The following is a 17134-nucleotide window of genomic DNA, read 5'->3' on the forward strand; positions in this document are numbered from 1 at the left end:
GCCAGCAACACTTTCGCGTGCTTGTCTTTGATGCGGAGTTTGAGGGTTTTTACGGTTTCCATGACAAAATTATAGCAAGCTGTTGTGATGTGATGATTGATATTCAAAGATAATCTGAAGAATAACAAACCATCACACTAGGACGCCTTCAGCGTCCGCGCTCTTGACCTCGGGCTGAAACCCGAGGCTTTCCGCGCATTGGGTAAGTCTGCCCGATGGAGAGGAAACATCGCACTCACGCCGCTTGACGGGCTAATGCAGGATGTCGAGGGTGATGGCTGCTGGAGGGTGTGGTAGAAGTCGCAGCGGTGGTATCGGTCAGAAAAGCGAGTAACGCAGCCTCGGCAATTTGTGCGCGGCTACAGCCCCGATCTTCCGCTAAACGTGCCAAACGATGTTCGATCTCGGCCGACAAACGCAATGAAATCACAGACATGGCAAGCTCCTTGTTCAGTGTTGCAATCGAGATGGAGGCAATGTTGCTGTGCTCTAACCACAGACGGTGCCTCATGTTTGATTAAGCATAAACTGTGCCGAAAAAAAAGAGGCCCGAAAAATCGGGCCAGAAGGAGCGCTGCAAGAGAAGATTGCGCGAGCGATTGTGTGTCAGAACAACATCAGCAATTAAAAGCGGTGCACATATTTAAACCAGACTTTATTGCCAGCAAAACGGTTTTCTACGGCTGTTTCATGCTGCCATTTAAAGATGAACTGATCGCCAGATTTGCCGGTGTATTGAATATGTGGGCCAAAGGCAAACACCTGACCACGGTTACCATCGGTACCAACTTTGCGACCATTGAGCTCATCATCAGTGGTTTGCTTCAGATAATAGCCACCTAAACCATAGGCCCATTCCCCTTGGCGATAGCCAAGCAAATAGTCCATGTGGAATTCATCACCCGATTGATAATTGGTGCTGTTGTTTTTGGTTTTGATGTTGTACATCAGCTTCGCCGATGCCTCAAAACCATTGTTTGCCAAATAAGTCACCGCCAAAATGGGCTCAAAGCTATAGTAATTGGCACCAATACTGCGGCGTGGGTCTTGGCTATCCCATGCGCCGGTGGGCAAATTGATGTCCACACCCGCTGCCACGTGCCAATTTGGGCTATGCCATGACAACACAAATGGATTCACCGTTACATCGCCCAAGCCAACACGCGATTTGCTGCCACCCAAAGGCGGTAAATCAAGATCTTGGTACACCACTGGCAAAATGGCGTGCATTGCCCAGTTCGCACCGAGGATTTTTACATCAGTGACATGCACCAAACGCAGGGCATCGAAGAAAGCTTTAACGGTGGCTTTTTCTGTGCCGCCTTTGCCATTTGGCAATTTCACTGTATTGCCATTGCCATCTTTCAACGTACCGGAGTAGTAGCCCATGTAGTTGATAAAATAGGTACCGGGGGGTGGCAATGCACCAGACAAGAACGTTTCCGCACCATTTGGGTACTGGTCACCACCTTCTTTGGCCTGAGCTTGTAACGCAAAGGCGGCTAGCGCCACGGCGATACAGTAATGGGTTTTATTGCGCAGCATCTTAGGTGTTTTCCTCTATTTTTAGATTTTTCCGTGTGATGTCACCACCAACGGCAGTGCATCCACAGTGTGGCAACGACAGCAGGCTAGTTGTTAATATTGACTGTCGTTGCCCTGTTGCTTCTCCTAGCAGCACAGCAGAGATCGCTAACGTCCCAAATCTTTCGCCGACACCCCACCAATCCCGAAATGCTCTTTTGGCATTTCATGGATAATGACGCGGACTTGTTCAGGTTTGACATCGACCGATTCTGAAATAGCACGGGTCATTTCCGCAATCAGCTTGCGCTTTTGCTCCACCGTCCGGCCTTCTAATAAATGCACTTCTGCGATAGGCATATCACTGTCCTTTTATTCCACAAAGCGAATCGAGGTACTGCCCAAGTTTTGCACACGCAAGGTCACATGATCCCCTGGTGCCACCGCCACCGCCTCGGTAATACCACCCGACAACACCACCGTCCCCGCTGGCAATTCCTCACCACGCGCACCCAGATGGTTTGCCAACATCGCCACCGCAGCTGCGGGATGGTTCAACACCGCTGCACCTGCACCCAAAGCCACCGGTTGGCCATTTTTCTCTAACACCACGCCCAAGGTGCGTAGGTCTAACCCTTCAACCGAGGTCATGCTGCCACCCAACACAAAACGTGCTGACGAACAGTTATCTGCAATCACACTTTTCAGATCAAACTTAAAATCGCGATAGCGGCTGTCGATCACCTCAATCGCTGGCATCACAAAGTCGGTCGCCGCCAACACGCTACCAATATGGCAGCCGGGGCCTTTTAATGGCTTTTTCAACACAAAAGCAATTTCTGGCTCAACTTTAGGATGAATCAGCTCCGAGACTTTCACCTCTCCGCCATCGACCACCGAGAAATAATCGACCAAGAAACCAAAGCATGGGCTATCCACGCTCATCTGTTTCATTTTGGCGTAGGAGGTCAAACCTGCTTTGTAGCCGACAATTCGCGCCCCACGCACTAATTTACGGCGGCGGATTTCGTCCTGAATCGCATAAGCATCTTCCCAATCCATCTCGGGATGATCGTCAGTGATTTTTAAGGTGTCTTGCGCATTTAGCTCACAATTTTCTAAATATTCAGCTAAACACAAGATGGTTGCGCGTTCTAATTTCATGCCAGTAATCCCCGTGCCCGCGCCATCGTGATGGCGGTATCTTCAATCATGTCTTCCTGTCCACCCACCATGCCACGGCGACCCAGTTCTACCAAAATATCGCGTGCTGGCACGCCATATTTCACCGAAGCGCGTTTTGCAAACAACAGGAACGAACCATACACACCGGCATAACCCAAGGTCAGCGCGTCACGGTCAATCCGAATCGGGAAGTCCATCATCGGTACCACTAAATCTTCAGCAACGTCGGTGATTTTTGCCACATCGACACCGGTTTCAATGCCCATCAAACTACAGACCGCGATAAACACTTCCATCGGGGTGTTACCTGCCCCAGCGCCCAAACCCGCTGCCGCCGCATCAATCCGAGTCGCACCGACTTCAATCGCTGCAATCGAGTTCGCAACCCCCATCGCCAAATTGTGATGGCCGTGGAAGCCCAATTCAGTTTCTGGTTTTAATGCCTCGCGCACCGCGCCTAAACGGGCTTTCACGCCATCAGGTAATAAATGACCGGCGGAGTCGGTGATATAGATACAGTTCGCACCATAGCCTTCCATCAGCTTGGCCTGTTTCACCAGACCCTCGGGGCTGTTCATGTGCGACATCATCAAGAAACCGACAGTATCCATGTCTAACTTACGCGCCATGGTGATGTGCTGTTCTGACACATCTGCTTCGGTGCAATGGGTGGCAACACGGATGGTGTGCACGCCCAAATCACGCGCCATTTTCAGATGATCAACCGTACCAATGCCAGGCAATAACAAGGCCGAGACTTTGGCTTGTTGCATCAAAGGAATCACGGTGGAGAGATATTCTTCATCGGTATGCGCGGGGAAACCGTAGTTGACGGACGAACCGCCCAAGCCATCGCCGTGGGTCACTTCAATCAAAGGCACGCCAGCTTGATCGAGGCCACATGCAATCGACTTCATCTGTTCCAAGGTCATTTGATGACGCTTCGGGTGCATACCATCGCGCAATGTCATGTCGTGAACGGTAATTTTGCTTCCTGCCAGACTCATTTTGTGCTCCTTGATTTAATGTGAACCACAACCAGCCAAACGCGGCTCGCCACTGACGGTGGCAGGGCTTAATGTCAGACGACCGGCAAGAATTTCTTCGGCAAACATTTCAGCCGTCCGCGCTGCAGCGGCGGTCATGATGTCGAGGTTACCGGCATAGGTTGGCAAAAAGTCGCCTAAGCCTTCGACTTCAAGGAACACCGACACCCGATTACCATCGAACACCGGCCCATTCACCAAACGATAACCCGGCACATATTTTTGGACTTCGCCAATCATGGCCTGAATCGAGGCAGTGATGGCTTCGCGATTGGGTTCACCTTCCACCAAGCAATGCACGGTGTCGCGCATGATGAGTGGTGGCTCGGCAGGGTTGATGATAATGATGGCCTTGCCTTTTTTGGCGCCGCCGACTCGTTCGACTGCGCCGGCAGTGGTACGGGTAAATTCATCAATGTTTTTACGGGTACCTGGGCCAGCAGATTTTGAAGACACCGTCGCCACAATCTCACCGTAATTCACCGGCTGTACCCGCGAAATCGCCGCCACCATCGGGATGGTCGCTTGACCCCCACAGGTCACCATATTGACGTTCATTTCACGTTTACCGACATGTTCCAACAGATTGACTGGCGGTACACAGTAAGGGCCAATCGCCGCAGGGGTTAAATCGACCATCAACACGCCCAACTCATTTAATTTGCGTGAGTTTTCTGCGTGAACATAAGCACTCGTGGCATCAAAAGCGATTTGCACTTCATCCGCCAATACATGGGGCAACAAACCATCCACGCCCTCGGCGGTGACTTTCAACCCCAATTCGGCCGCCCGTTTCAGGCCTTCTGATTCTGGGTCAATCCCCACCATCCACAGCGGTTCGAGCACAGGACTGCGCTTTAATTTATACAGCAGGTCGGTACCGATATTGCCGGGGCCGATCAGCGCGCATTTGATTTTTTTGGTCATGGTGTGTTCCTTGAAGAAATGAGGTTCAACACATCGAGGACAGAATGCCGCCCTCGACGCGCAAGGCGGCGCCGTTGGTGGCAGCGGCACGTGGGCTACAGACATAGGCCACCAGTGCCGCCACTTCTGTTGGATCAATAAAACGCTTTAATAGCGAGGTGGGGCGCGCCTCGGCAAAGAACCGGCGTTCGGTTTCTGCCAAATCGATGCCTTGTTCAGCGGCTAATTTGGCAAAAAACTCACTCACCCCTTCGGTACGGGTTGGCCCCGGTAGAACAGCATTGACGGTCACGCCAGTGCTGGCGGCAGACTGCGCCAAACCGCGTGAAATCGACAGCTCCGCCGCTTTGCTCATCCCGTAATGCACCATTTCAGTGGGTGGATTGACCCCCGATTCGCTGGAGATAAAGACAATTCGTCCCCAGTTGGCCGCTTTCATCAATGGCAAATAGTGACGCGACAATCGGACACCACTCATCACATTGGTATCAAAGAAACGTTGCCATTCCTCATCGCCAATAGCTTCAAAAGGAACCGGATCAAAAATGCCGAGGTTGTTGACCAAAATATCCAGTTGGGGATGGGCCTCGATCACCGCTTGGCAACCAGCAGCAGTTGCCAAATCTGCCGCGATGCCACTCACGTTGGCGGTTGGCAGTTGCGCCAATAACCGCGCTTGTGCGTCCGCCACACCGGCGGCTGAACGGCCATTCAACACCACCGCCACCCCTTCACGGGCTAACTCGGTGGCAATCGCAAACCCAATGCCGGCGGTCGATCCAGTTACCAAGGCGGTTTTACCCGCAAGCAACAAATCCATAATCGGTGTGCCTTATACGAAACGCACTGAGCAACCACCGATACCGCCGATGGTGACGCGCAAGTTGTTGCCTTTTTGAATCGGCACCATCGCTCCCATTGCCCCAGACAACACAATGTCGCCGGCTTTTAATGGAATACCAAGACGGCCCAAGGTATTCGCCAACCAGACCATGGCATTCACTGGGTGGCCCAACGTCGCTGCACCAGCACCGGTCACAACAATTTCACCGTTTTTCTCTAACACCATGCCGCACAGAGCCAAATCAACTTTGCTGATATCAACCAACTGATCACCCAACACAAACACCCCACATGAGGCGTTGTCGGCAACGGTGTCTTGAATTTTGATTTTCCAATCTTGAATGCGCGAATCGACAATTTCAAAACATGCCATCACACCCTCGGTCGCTGCCAACACATCAACTGCGGTGACCCCTGGGCCTTGCAAATCTTTTTTCAGTAAAAAGGCAATTTCCCCTTCGGCCTTCGGCTGAATCAGGCGATCAAACGGAATCGCCTCGCCCTCGTTGTAGAGCATGCCATCGAGCAGATAGCCAAAGTCGGGTTGGTGCACCCCCAATAAATTCATCACGGCTTGGCTGGTCACGCCGATTTTTTTGCCGACGACGCGCTCACCTTTTTCAATCCGGCGCGCAATCATGCGCTGTTGAATGTGGTAGGCATCTTCGATAGAAATATCGAGGCCACGCGAGGTCAGGGGAGCAATGGTGCGGCACTCGGTTAACGCGCTATACAGCTCATCGCCCAATTCGTTGATCTTGGCTTGTTCCATCTCACAGGTATCCTTAGGTTGCAGTGGGCATCACAACTTGATGCAGACGTTTTTCAGTTCGGTGTAGAACTCCAGCGAGTGCACACCGCCTTCACGCCCGATACCCGATTGTTTCGAACCACCAAATGGGGTACGCAAATCGCGCAGGAACCAGCTGTTTACCCATACCAAACCGACTTCTAATTGCGCAGCAACGCGATGAGCGCGGTTGATGTTTTGCGTGTAAACCGATGCCGCCAGACCATAGTGGGTGTTATTGGCACGGCGGACGACTTCTTCTTCGCTGTCGAATGGCATCACCGTGGTGCAAGGGCCAAAAATTTCTTCCCGTACCACCGTGGCGTTGTCATCTAACCCGGTCCAAATTGTCGGTTGAACCCATGCCCCTTGCGCCAGCTCTGCCGACATCTCGGGTATGCCACCACCGGTAACAACTGTTGCACCTTCTTCCACTGCCTTTTTGTAGTAGGACAACACTTTATTGCGATGCTCTTGGCTGACCAGCGGGCCCATATTGGTATTACTGTCGCTAGGGACACCCAACTTCAGTTTTTCTGCCCCTTCTTTCAGACGAGCGACAAAGGCATCAAAAATCGAGCGTTCGACATACACCCGTTCAGTGCCCAAACACACTTGACCGCAGTTGGCAAAACAAGAACGCAGAGTGGCTTCAATCGCGACATCGATATCGCAATCGGCAAACACAATCGCTGGGTTTTTGCCGCCCATTTCTAACGACACCGGACGCGCCCCCTCGGCTGCTGCTTTCATAATCGCCGCGCCAGTGCGGGTTTCGCCGGTAAAGGTGATGGCGTTCACACCTTGATGGGTGGTGAGGAATTCACCGGCCGATTGTGGGCCAAAACCATGCACGACGTTATAAACCCCTTTTGGCACACCGCAGGCATTCATCACCTCGCCGAGCAGGGTGGCGGTTTGGGGCGTTTCTTCAGAAGGTTTCACCACCACGGTATTACCGCAGGCCAAAGCAGGGCCGACTTTCCATGTCATCAACAACAACGGCAAATTCCACGGACACACCACACCGACCACACCGACTGGGCGGCGCACAGCGTAGTTAATCGCACCTTTGCCATCTGGGGTGGCCATTTCAAAAAATTCGGTCGGCGCGTTTTTAATCACGTCAGCAAAAATTTTGAAATTGGCAGCACCGCGTGGGATATCGATATGCGAGGCCAAGCTTTTTGGCTTGCCAGTGTCGGCACATTCTGCTTCTAGAAATTCATCAAAACGGCGGGTAATCTCATCCGCCACTTTGTTCAAAATCTCGGTACGTTCTTGCACCGTCATCTTGCCCCAAGGGCCTTCTAATGCGGCACGCGCCGCAGCCACTGCGGCATTCACTTCGTCTTGACCAGCTTCATGCACCATACCAATCAGGCTGTCATCAACTGGCGTGCGTTTTTCAAATTGTTTCGATGTGGCGACAAACTCGCCGTTAATAAAATTCAGGATGTCTTTCATGGTGCACAGTGTCCTTGTTCAAGCGTAGAGAAAACCGCGTCGGGGCAAACTTAGGCCAAGCCAATCGCTGCCAAACCGGCGCGGGCACATTCTTCATCCTCGGCCTCTGACGCACCGGACACACCGATGCCGCCAATCCAATCTTGCCCAACTGTGATCGGGAGACCACCGCCGAAGACCACCAGACGAGGCTGTGATGAGAAGCCAAGCTTCATGCCATCATCGTGGCCGATATGTTTCATCCAATCTTTCGTTGGAAAACCGAAACTGGCGGCGGTGTAGGCTTTGTCGATGGCGATATCAACCGAATGTAAAAACGCACCGGGCATCCGCAGGAAGCTCATCAGATTGCCGCTGCGATCCACCACCGCGACATTGATACGCCACTGGCGGGCTTCTGCGTACAACACCGCCGCACGAGCGGCGGTGGCCGCCGCCTCCCATGTAATACCGGGCAAGAGGGTGGCGGCTTGCATTTAGCTCACCACGCTCAGGAAGGCGTCGTTCAGCTGACGGTTGTGATAGAACACGCCACGGCCCACTTCTTCCCAGCTCCAAGTAATCGGATGCATGTCGGGATAGTGTTGATAGCCGCCGCAGAAGGTTTCCAGACGGTTGCCGGAAGGGTCGAAGAAGTAAATCGTGGTGCCTTGGGTGATGCCGTGGCGAGTTGGGCCAATGTCAATCGATACCCGATGGCGGCTCATGATGTCGGCTGCGCGCAACACTTGTTCCCAGCTTTCCATCAGGAAAGAGACATGGTGCAATTTGCCATCTTCAGGATGACGCACCATCGCCAAGTCATGGGCCTTGGCACTACAGGTAATCCATGTCGCCAAGTCGGTTTCGCCATCTTCCAGTTTGACGCGCTCGACCAACGAGAAACCCAACACTTCGGTAAACAGTTTCAGGTTGCCATCGATGTCGCCACCGTAGATCAGCGCATGGTCCATGCGAACTGGACGAATCCCCGGGCCATCGATCACGTCCACGTCTGGGTCGTAGTAGCCCATGCCGTTACCAACGTCGGTTTTTTCGGCATACAGTTCAATCGTGTGGCCGGTGGGCAACACAAAGCGCACACGCTCGCCGGTTTCTAACAAATCACCGGCTGGCATACGCTCGGTTTTTACACCATAGGCCTGCAATTTTTGTTCGAAGTCGTCTAAGGTCGCTTTGTCCAGCACCTTAAAACCAAAGAAATCGAGACCTGCACGATCGGTTTCACGCAGGATGATGCTGTTGTGATCGCGCTCTTGACGGGTTTTGAAATACACGCGGCCTTGGCTGTCACGGCCGGTTTCCACTAAGCCCATCACTTCGGTGTAGAACTTCACCGATTCTTCCATATCCAACACGCGCAGTTGTGCATGTCCTGGACGCAATACGCCGGTCATCGCCATGATGTTTTCTCCTTGTTTAGCTTCTTCTCTATTTCAGCCGTGATTGGCCATTTCGATTGTGTGTTATGCCGCTGGCTTGCGGACGTAGCACACATTTTTTTTCATCGAACCCAAAACCTGTACTTCCAAATCTGAGCTTGGCCGAATGCGACACGCCAGCACACGCCCAGCCGCTTCATCTTCTTTGCTGATGTGATCGCGGTTCATCACCTTTGCTTGGTATTCACCCGACAACACCGCCACCTTGCACACCCCACAACCGCCTTGGCGGCAACCGACAGGAATCCCCTTGCGACCGAGGTTTTCCATCCCAGCCAACACCGTCTGGTCGGAACGGCAGCGATAGCGTTCTCCGGTATCAGTAATCAGCACATTAAAGGTTGGCGTTGCCATGCTGTTCTCCCGTGAAACATTACGATACAACTTGTTTTTCTCGATGTAAACATTTTTTCTCGAGATTTTTTTGTACTGCAAAAAACCCCGTTCAGCGTAAAATCTCGGCCATTCGTTTTTTGCAGAAAAATCTGACTCTTTATGTCTCAAGACTCTTTACACGCGGCTGCCATCGAACCCAATAGCCCAAAAACTTTGGCTGAAAATGCCTATCTTCAGCTACGGCACGACATCGTGACCGGCAAACATCGCCCGGGCAGCAAGCTGCGCGTTGAGCACCTGAAAAAGCAATATCAAGTCGGTGCCGGCACTTTGCGCGAGGCACTGTTATTACTGGTTACCGATGCACTGGTTACCGTTCAAGGCCAACGCGGTTTTCGGGTGGCGCCGATTTCGCTGGACGATTTTCAGGACATCACCCGCGTGCGGACGGTGCTCGAGGCCGAGGCGCTTGCTCTATCCATCGCGCATGGCGATGAGGTGTGGGAGAGCAATGCCGTCGCCGCTTTTCACCGCCTAACGCGAGTCGAGGAAAGATTGCACCAAGGCGATGTTGGCTTTGATGAATGGGAAGCACGCAACCGCGCTTTTCATTCCAGCCTGCTGGCGGCGTGCCCATCGCGTTGGACGCTGCACTTTCTCTCTATCCTGTATCAACAATCCGAGCGTTATCGCCGTTTGGTATTAGGCAACCCAACCGTGCCGCGTGATGTCCATGCTGAGCACAGTGCTTTGCTCGAGGCCACGCTACAACGCGATGCCAAAACCGCCAGCCGGCTGTTGGTTCACCACATCGAAAAAACCCTCGAAGTAGTACGGCTGCTACCCGCTGACAGCTTTGGCGAATAGCCCAATCTCGCTACACATTGCGGAATAAAGGACTCCGCACCTGTTGCGCATCCGCTGCGCTAAAAAATTTCTCGGTGTAAATATCACGCTCAAATAACCGGCCCTGCATCAACGTCGCAATCGAGGCTTCGATCATGGCCGGTGGCCCACATAAATAGGCCTTCACGCCACGGAAATCACCGGCAAAATGTTCTCGCGCCGCTTCGTGGGCATGACCACGGAAACCCGCCCAAGCGGAGTCTTCCGGCTCGGCGGATAAGGCCGGCAGATAGGTAAAGTGGCTGTGTTGTGCGGCCAATTCGGTAAACAAATCGTGGTAGTACAGCTCGGACAACTGCCGCGCCCCTTGCACCAAAGTAATCGGCAACTCACAGCCTTCGGCCAATAAATCGAGAATCATCGATTTTGGGCTGGACAATCCCGACCCACCGGCAATAAACAACAGCGGTTGTTGGGCCGATTTACGGACAAAAAAGCGTCCGTATGGCCCAGACAAGGCCAGACGGTCACCTTCTTTGAGATTCTCATGTAGCCATGTGGTGGCTTGTCCACCGGGGACATGACGGATATTCAGTTCTAATTCGGCCTCTTGTGGCGCATTCGCCAGCGAAAAAGCGCGAGCTTGTTCCACCCCAGGCACTTGCAAATTGACATACTGCCCCGCTTGGAAAGAGAGCTGTTCACCTGCTGGGAGCTGGAGAAAAATGCCTTTGATGGTGGGAGTCAGGTCAACAATCCGGCTCACCGTTGCGACATGGTCGGTGACGGGATAGTTGGCGGCATCGGGTTCTTCTTCGATTTCGGCTTCAATCACCACATCCGATTGCAAGGTGGCACAACACGCCAAGCATTTCCCTTCGTCGCGTTCGAAATCCATCAGCGCAAACGGACTGGCTTCGCCGTGTTCAATCTCACCATCGTTGACTTGGATTTTGCAGGTGGCACACAAGCCATGACAGCAAGCATGTGGCAGCCAAATGCCTTTCCGTAAACAGGCATCTAAAATGGTTTGGCCCTCTTCGACATCAATCGTCTCGCCGAGGGGTTCAATCGTCAGTTGGTAGCTCATGGCCAAAAATTCCGAGACAAAGACAGCCAGCACCCCCACCAAGGGCAGTGGTGCTGGCCGTGGGGGTTAGCTACAAGAACCGCGAATGCCGGTTAAACCGGGGGTGCGGAAGCGAATCACGTCTTTATGCCCCAAGCCATTGTCAGCCAACGATTTGTCAAAATCGGGCTGGAAAGTCTGACCTGATTTAAACCATTGCGCCTGCTGCCAATCGATATTGGCAAAGTCAGGGTGATAGCCGAAAGCCCCAGGCAAAACATGGCTCACCACATCACCAAAGCGCATCGCCGGTGGAAACGGGAACGCAAAAGGCGCACAGAACAACAGGTGATCTTCCCAACCGACGTATAACAGTTGGTTACCATGAAAATGCTCTACCCCGTCTTTTGCCTGCCCTTGATAGTCTTGCATGGGGGGTGGGTTACGCAGATCTGCGGTTGTCGTCATGATGTGGTTTCCCTTCACACGTTCTGGGTGGCCATGCCGCGCCACTGTTCGAAGTTTTTCTGATCTTCCGACCCTTCAAAGCTGAGGTTGTCGGCGCCAAATTGGATGTGATACCACTGCAACACGGCGGCCAGAGGGTCGAAGTCCGGTGCGGTGGGGTCAACGCCTTCGGGGAAACAATTGCCCTGATAGATCTGATGCACCGGCAACCACGACTGCATGTATTTCTCCGACTCATCTTCAAAGATGTGCTGGCAATGGTCAGAGCAGAAGTGGTACTTCTCACCTTTGTAGGTGGTTTCGCGATAGGCGATTTTGGTCGGATCGTCTGGCTCGGTGAACAACATCGGAATTTGGCAGGTCTGGCACAACATCGGCAGCGTTTTGTTATAGAAACGATTACCGGCGGCCTCTTGTTCACGCCAATATTCAAACCGTGGACGGTAGTAACGGTCGAAACTGTCTGGGTATTTCGACGATAGCCAATCCATTTCTTCGGGAGTGGGCATCCAAGTGTGGAAAGCGGCAGCCGCACCGTATTGATAGAAGGTCGCCCACGCTTGATGCGAGATGTGGTCTTTTTCTTTAATCGCGGTTTCAACACACTTCGGCATAGTGATGCCATAGCGCGCCAAATCTTTGAACAGAGCACCGGCGTTTTGCTCGAAATAGATATCCCATGCTTCGCGCCAGCTCATCACCCGCTTAGGCAGCATGTAATCCATCATCATCGCCACCAAGGTCAACATCCGCACGCCGCGCCATGTCCACTTATCAATCCATTTCTGCACAATCGGCAGATTGTCGGGGTCTTGCTCCAACAGGAATTTGATCACTTCCAGACCCAAGGTCATGTGACGGGCTTCGTCAGATTGGGCCGAGAAACCGAAGGTGACAGTGCCCATATCGCCATTAAAGGCCGCACCCGACATAAACGGCACAAACAGCAGATTGGTCAGCACATATTCAAAGCTAAAGCCAATCGCGACCATAAATTCAAATGGGCCGGCGGAGATGGCATCGTCAAAGAACGATTTTGGCACCGACAAATACCACACCCGATCGTGCATATGACGGAAGTCATGCATGCCGTTGTAGAACTTGTTGTAGTTCGAGATGGTGTGAATTTGGGTTTGGACGTGGCGGATTTCGTCAATCGCCTGCATCTGACAGGCAACCCGTGGCCCCACGCCGCGCAGTTGACGGCCAGTATGAGCAAAACCACGGTGCGCCATGTATTCCAGCGGCGATACGCCGGTGATAAACAATTTCAGCGCATTGATATAACGGGCATCGGTTACATTCAGATGGCCGTTATTTTGTGCAAACGCATCGATAATCGCGTACAGCTTGCGTTCTTTTTCCGATTGGTACTTCCAGTAGGCATCCATGGTCAAACGGAAAGGGTCTTCCCATTTTTCCCAATCATGGATTTTGATGCCTTCCATCTTGTCATACGGAAATACCTTGTCCATTGGCTGATAGGTGGTTTCCCAACCCAAGCCACGGGTCATGTGTGCGTATTTCTCTTTCAGGCCAAGTTTGCGGCCACTGGTTTTCATATCCATTGCAACACCTCGTATGCTTTAACAGCGGCCCAACTTAGTTGGCCCAAGACAGGGTGAATTCGTCGTCGGTTTCATCGATATTGCCCGACAGGGTAATCAGGTGCAGATGCAGTTCCTGCAAGTTGAAATCGCGCCCCAACAGCTCTTCAATGCTATTACGGTGAATAGTCAACGAACCTTCGGCATCAATCTTGACCATCGCCGGCGCTTCGTTCAGTTCGGCGTGGGGGTTGTCGGCCAAAATGGCTTCGATAATCGGACGGGTATCGTCATTGGTTTGCAGGGCAATAAAAACCTTACTCATGCGGCCACTCCTTCAGTTTGGGCAGCACGCACGCCCAGTTTTTGCATACGAGCTGAAAATTCTTGGGCAATCTCTTCCAACACCGCCGCGCCAGTTTCTGGCAAGGCCAGTTGTGCCACCGGTGCCAACGCCACTTGTGCGCGTTGTTGCCAATGCGCCACCCACTGCGCCAACTGCGCCGCGTTGTCAGGCGATTCTGCTGCTGCGGTTTTTAAAGTGGCATCGAGCCATTTATTGGTTTCAGTTTTCCAATCACGCATAAACTGCGTCAGCATCGAAATAGCAGTGCCACCTTGCAGATTGATGGCATCGTCAAAGGCTTCGTAAACCAAGGGATATAACAAACCATCGAGCACCGCGTTTTGCGCAATCAACAATTCAAACCAGTCATCCAACACAAAAGTGTCTTCAACATAGCGGCGCAATTCTTGCCATTCGGCTTGTTCCAACCACGCGGTTTTAGCGGTGTCTAATGCCTCGGGGCCACTCAGGGTCAAACCGATGCGAGTCAGATATTGGGCAATGCCAAGACGGTCCATCGCATGGAACATCGCCGCCTGTGTGATGGCGGTGCCGTAGCCATAGGCACAGATATAGGTGTTGTTCATATTGCCGCCCCATTCCAGATGGCGCAGTGGCAATAACACCTGTAGCGCCTGCTCACGACAGGACTCTGGCAACAGGGCAATCAAACCGCGATCTTCGACAAACTCGAATGCCGATTCTGCCGCATCTTGTTGTCGTGCCCGTGCCATGGTGTAGGTGCCATAATAGAACTGGCGAGGATCTTTGAAGCTGTACCAGTCTTTCATCACAATCTGGGTACGGCGGCTGTCAAAAATTTCAAATTGTGGTGCCCAGTACGGGCGATAGTGGAAATTTGCGGTCGGTTGCAGGTCTAACGTGGCCTCTTGGTAACGCGATGCCGCTTTGTCCTGCCCTTGACGGCGGGCAATGTGACTAAAAGTCTGGCGTTTGGGGCGAATCGCCACAGTACGCAAATCAATCTGCATTCGTCTCTCCTCGTTATTGTGTGATGTGAATAGCAGGTAAATGAGGCCTAGTCCTCACGTGGGCGTTGTGTCAGTTGACTGTCGCCACTCCGCCATTGCCGTTTGTCTGCATCAATTCGGTCGCTGCTGTCGCTGTCCATTTGAATCACTTGGTTATCACGACAAAACGCTTCGAAATGTTCCACAGGCAAAATCATTTCTACGAACAGCTCTGGTTCACCGATAGCAAAGTCAAATTCGATGAACTGTTGCCCACGCATCCCAGTCACGCGAACGAATTTCGGCAATGTGGCAGGTAGAACTGATGACATGATGAGCTCCAAGGCAAAACTCGGTGGTGAGCAATTTATTCTTATCAAGAAGCGTGCCACAGCAATAAATCTTTGTTTTTACTGAAAACACGCATTTTTGTTGCGGCGCAGCATCTATAGAAAATTGATGATTTGGTAAAATATCGATTTTTTATTTGATCAAATGGTAAATTGCTCTACATTGAGCTGCCCGAGCGCGCTAATTTTGTAAAAATCACGCGCTTTATCCGCCATCCACCGGCGCAGCACAGCCCTCAAAGAAGGGTGAACACGACACACAACGAGGAGAGAGAAGCATGGCGGCAATCAAATACCCCAAAAATCACGATCTGCGTGAGCTGGTGCATTTTTCGGCAGAGACTGGCCATATTTGGCTGGCAGAAAGCCGCATGTTGATGCTGCATGTGGCCGCAATGGCGGTATTGCGGCGAGAGATCATCAGCTTGGTTGGGCTAGAACATGCGCGCAATTTACTCACCCGTGTCGGCTATGTCTCAGGGATGAATGACGCGGAAATTGCCCGCAAGATACGCGGCAATGGCGACAAGATCGACGCTTTTGTCGTCGGCCCACAGCTACACATGCTGGAAGGAAGCGTGCAAGTAACGCCGGTCAAAGTTGAGTTTGATATGGCACAGGGGGAGTTTTACGGCGAGTTTTTATGGAAAGACTCGTGGGAATCGGATAGCCACGTCAAAGAATTTGGCCATACCGACCACCCAGTGTGCTGGATGCAAATTGGCTATGCCTCTGGTTATACCTCGGCTTTTATGGGGCAGTTTATTCTGTTCAAAGAAGTGGAATGCGCCGCCAGCGGCAAACCCCACTGTCGCATCATCGGCAAACCCTTACAAGAATGGGAAGATGCCGACGATTACCGCCATTTTTTCGCACAAGATTCGATTTTGTCGCAATTACTTGAACTGCAAAAACAAGTCGATTGTTTACGACAAACCATCAGCCGCACCCCACCCTGTGATGGCATGATTGGCAGTTCTGAACGCTTTCGCCATGCCTGCCATCTGATTCAACGCGCCGCCGCCAGCCAAGTCACGGTGTTATTACAAGGTGAAACCGGCGTGGGCAAAGAACGCTTTGCCCGCTTATTACACAAACAAAGTGGGCGCCGAGATAAACCTTTTATCGCCGTCAATTGTGCTGCCATCCCAGAAAATCTGATTGAAGCCGAACTGTTTGGCGTTGAAAAAGGCGCTTATACCGGCGCGCAACAAACACGGATGGGCCGGTTTGAACGTGCCGACGGTGGCACCTTATTTTTAGATGAAGTCGGTGAATTGCCACTGGCGGCACAGGCAAAGTTATTGCGAGTGTTGCAAGAAGGCGAGATTGAACGGCTGGGCGATCATAAAGTGCGCAAGGTCAATGTCCGTTTAGTTACCGCCACCCACGTTGACCTCAAACAAGCCGTCAGCGAAGGCCGTTTCCGCGCTGATTTGTACTACCGAATTCATGTCTATCCGGTGCATATCCCCCCGCTACGCGAACGGCAAAGCGATATTCCGCTGTTGGTCAATGCAATGTTGGAACGGTTGAGCGTGTTACATGAAAAACCAACCGCAGGTATTACCGACCGCGCACTGGCAGCTTTATTACAATATCCGTGGCCGGGTAATGTGCGTGAGTTGGAGAACACCATTGAACTGGGTTTGATTTTGGCCGAGCCAGGGGGCTTGATTGAGGTCAACCATCTGTTCCCACAACAGCAGGCGATGAACAATACCGGCCTCGACCAAGGCGGCCACTTACAAGCCGCCACACCGACAGCAGAACATGATTTATATGAGCAGATGTTAAACAGTGGGCTGAGTTTTGATGATATTGAGCGCAACTTTTTGAATCATGCGGTCAAAAAAGCCGATGGCAATTTATCGCGGGCAGCACGGATGTTGGGCATTACGCGGCCACAATTGGCCTATCGCTTAAAAAAGACCAGCGCCTAGACAACTCGACATAGCAAAAATCAGCGCCAATCTG

General features: G+C 52.2%; 20 protein-coding genes. 2 read left to right on the forward strand and 18 right to left on the reverse strand.

Going from position 1 to position 17134, the window contains the following annotated elements; translation table 11 throughout:
- Positions 1 to 235: 235 nt before the first annotated feature.
- The 12 genes from G465_RS0104290 to G465_RS0104345 all read right to left on the reverse strand — a co-directional run bounded on the left by G465_RS0104290 (position 236) and on the right by G465_RS0104345 (position 9578).
- Entirely contained in the window at positions 236 to 436 is a 201-nt protein-coding gene (locus tag G465_RS0104290) for a YlcI/YnfO family protein (protein WP_022653254.1), read from the reverse strand.
- Between the two features lie 188 nt (positions 437 to 624).
- On the reverse strand, positions 625 to 1545 hold the full coding sequence (locus tag G465_RS0104295; RefSeq protein ID WP_022653255.1) for a SphA family protein: 921 nt from the start codon (positions 1543 to 1545) through the stop codon (positions 625 to 627).
- Between the two features lie 147 nt (positions 1546 to 1692).
- Entirely contained in the window at positions 1693 to 1884 is a 192-nt protein-coding gene (thmT, locus tag G465_RS0104300) for a 2-hydroxymuconate tautomerase (RefSeq protein WP_022653256.1), read from the reverse strand.
- Positions 1885 to 1896: 12 nt separating this feature from the next.
- Positions 1897 to 2688 (reverse strand): 2-oxo-3-hexenedioate decarboxylase, encoded by a 792-nt coding sequence (gene dmpH, locus G465_RS0104305; RefSeq protein WP_022653257.1) that lies wholly within the window; start codon positions 2686 to 2688, stop codon positions 1897 to 1899.
- The gene (dmpG, locus tag G465_RS0104310) at positions 2685 to 3716 is read right to left on the reverse strand and encodes a 4-hydroxy-2-oxovalerate aldolase (RefSeq protein ID WP_022653258.1); all 1032 of its coding nucleotides are present in this window, start codon (positions 3714 to 3716) and stop codon (positions 2685 to 2687) included. The genes dmpH and dmpG overlap by 4 nt, the downstream gene beginning before the upstream one ends.
- Positions 3717 to 3731: 15 nt before the next feature.
- Positions 3732 to 4682, reverse strand: a complete 951-nt coding sequence (locus tag G465_RS13475; protein WP_022653259.1) for an acetaldehyde dehydrogenase (acetylating) — start codon at positions 4680 to 4682, stop codon at positions 3732 to 3734.
- A gap of 25 nt (positions 4683 to 4707) precedes the next feature.
- Positions 4708 to 5502 (reverse strand): SDR family NAD(P)-dependent oxidoreductase, encoded by a 795-nt coding sequence (locus tag G465_RS0104320; RefSeq protein WP_022653260.1) that lies wholly within the window; start codon positions 5500 to 5502, stop codon positions 4708 to 4710.
- Between the two features lie 12 nt (positions 5503 to 5514).
- Positions 5515 to 6297: a 2-oxopent-4-enoate hydratase gene (dmpE, locus tag G465_RS0104325; RefSeq protein ID WP_022653261.1), complete on the reverse strand. Its 783-nt coding sequence runs from the start codon at positions 6295 to 6297 to the stop codon at positions 5515 to 5517.
- A 30-nt stretch (positions 6298 to 6327) separates the two neighbouring features.
- A complete protein-coding gene (locus G465_RS0104330; RefSeq protein ID WP_022653262.1) occupies positions 6328 to 7782 on the reverse strand; it encodes a 2-hydroxymuconic semialdehyde dehydrogenase in 1455 nt (484 codons plus the stop codon).
- A gap of 50 nt (positions 7783 to 7832) precedes the next feature.
- Positions 7833 to 8258 (reverse strand): GlcG/HbpS family heme-binding protein, encoded by a 426-nt coding sequence (locus G465_RS0104335; protein WP_022653263.1) that lies wholly within the window; start codon positions 8256 to 8258, stop codon positions 7833 to 7835.
- Positions 8259 to 9185, reverse strand: coding sequence for a catechol 2,3-dioxygenase (locus tag G465_RS0104340; RefSeq protein WP_022653264.1), 927 nt, complete (start codon positions 9183 to 9185; stop codon positions 8259 to 8261). It abuts the gene before it with no gap.
- Between the two features lie 63 nt (positions 9186 to 9248).
- A complete protein-coding gene (locus G465_RS0104345) occupies positions 9249 to 9578 on the reverse strand; it encodes a 2Fe-2S iron-sulfur cluster-binding protein (RefSeq protein WP_022653265.1) in 330 nt (109 codons plus the stop codon).
- Positions 9579 to 9719: 141 nt separating this feature from the next.
- On the opposite strand from G465_RS0104345, the gene G465_RS0104350 reads away from it, so the two are divergent.
- Positions 9720 to 10427: a GntR family transcriptional regulator gene (locus G465_RS0104350; protein ID WP_022653266.1), complete on the forward strand. Its 708-nt coding sequence runs from the start codon at positions 9720 to 9722 to the stop codon at positions 10425 to 10427.
- A gap of 10 nt (positions 10428 to 10437) precedes the next feature.
- Here the strand turns inward: G465_RS0104350 and G465_RS0104355 are convergent, their stop codons facing one another.
- The 6 genes from G465_RS0104355 to G465_RS0104380 form a co-directional block, all read right to left on the reverse strand.
- The gene (locus tag G465_RS0104355) at positions 10438 to 11496 is read right to left on the reverse strand and encodes an NADH:ubiquinone reductase (Na(+)-transporting) subunit F (protein WP_022653267.1); all 1059 of its coding nucleotides are present in this window, start codon (positions 11494 to 11496) and stop codon (positions 10438 to 10440) included.
- A 66-nt stretch (positions 11497 to 11562) separates the two neighbouring features.
- A complete protein-coding gene (locus tag G465_RS0104360) occupies positions 11563 to 11943 on the reverse strand; it encodes a phenol hydroxylase subunit P4 (protein ID WP_022653268.1) in 381 nt (126 codons plus the stop codon).
- 14 nt (positions 11944 to 11957) lie between these two features.
- Positions 11958 to 13511 (reverse strand): aromatic/alkene/methane monooxygenase hydroxylase/oxygenase subunit alpha, encoded by a 1554-nt coding sequence (locus G465_RS0104365; protein ID WP_022653269.1) that lies wholly within the window; start codon positions 13509 to 13511, stop codon positions 11958 to 11960.
- Between the two features lie 34 nt (positions 13512 to 13545).
- Positions 13546 to 13815, reverse strand: a complete 270-nt coding sequence (locus G465_RS0104370) for an MmoB/DmpM family protein (protein WP_022653270.1) — start codon at positions 13813 to 13815, stop codon at positions 13546 to 13548.
- Positions 13812 to 14828 carry an aromatic/alkene monooxygenase hydroxylase subunit beta gene (locus G465_RS0104375; protein WP_022653271.1) on the reverse strand — a complete coding sequence of 339 codons (1017 nt, stop codon included), beginning with the start codon at positions 14826 to 14828 and terminating at the stop codon, positions 13812 to 13814. The genes G465_RS0104370 and G465_RS0104375 overlap by 4 nt, the downstream gene beginning before the upstream one ends.
- 47 nt (positions 14829 to 14875) lie before the next feature.
- Positions 14876 to 15139, reverse strand: a complete 264-nt coding sequence (locus G465_RS0104380) for a phenol hydroxylase subunit (RefSeq protein WP_022653272.1) — start codon at positions 15137 to 15139, stop codon at positions 14876 to 14878.
- 296 nt (positions 15140 to 15435) lie between these two features.
- On the opposite strand from G465_RS0104380, the gene G465_RS0104385 reads away from it, so the two are divergent.
- On the forward strand, positions 15436 to 17100 hold the full coding sequence (locus tag G465_RS0104385; protein ID WP_022653273.1) for a sigma-54-dependent Fis family transcriptional regulator: 1665 nt from the start codon (positions 15436 to 15438) through the stop codon (positions 17098 to 17100).
- Positions 17101 to 17134: the final 34 nt, after the last annotated feature.

It is taken from the genome of Aquaspirillum serpens DSM 68 (assembly GCF_000420525.1).
Taxonomy (GTDB): Bacteria; Pseudomonadota; Gammaproteobacteria; order Burkholderiales; family Aquaspirillaceae; genus Aquaspirillum; species Aquaspirillum serpens.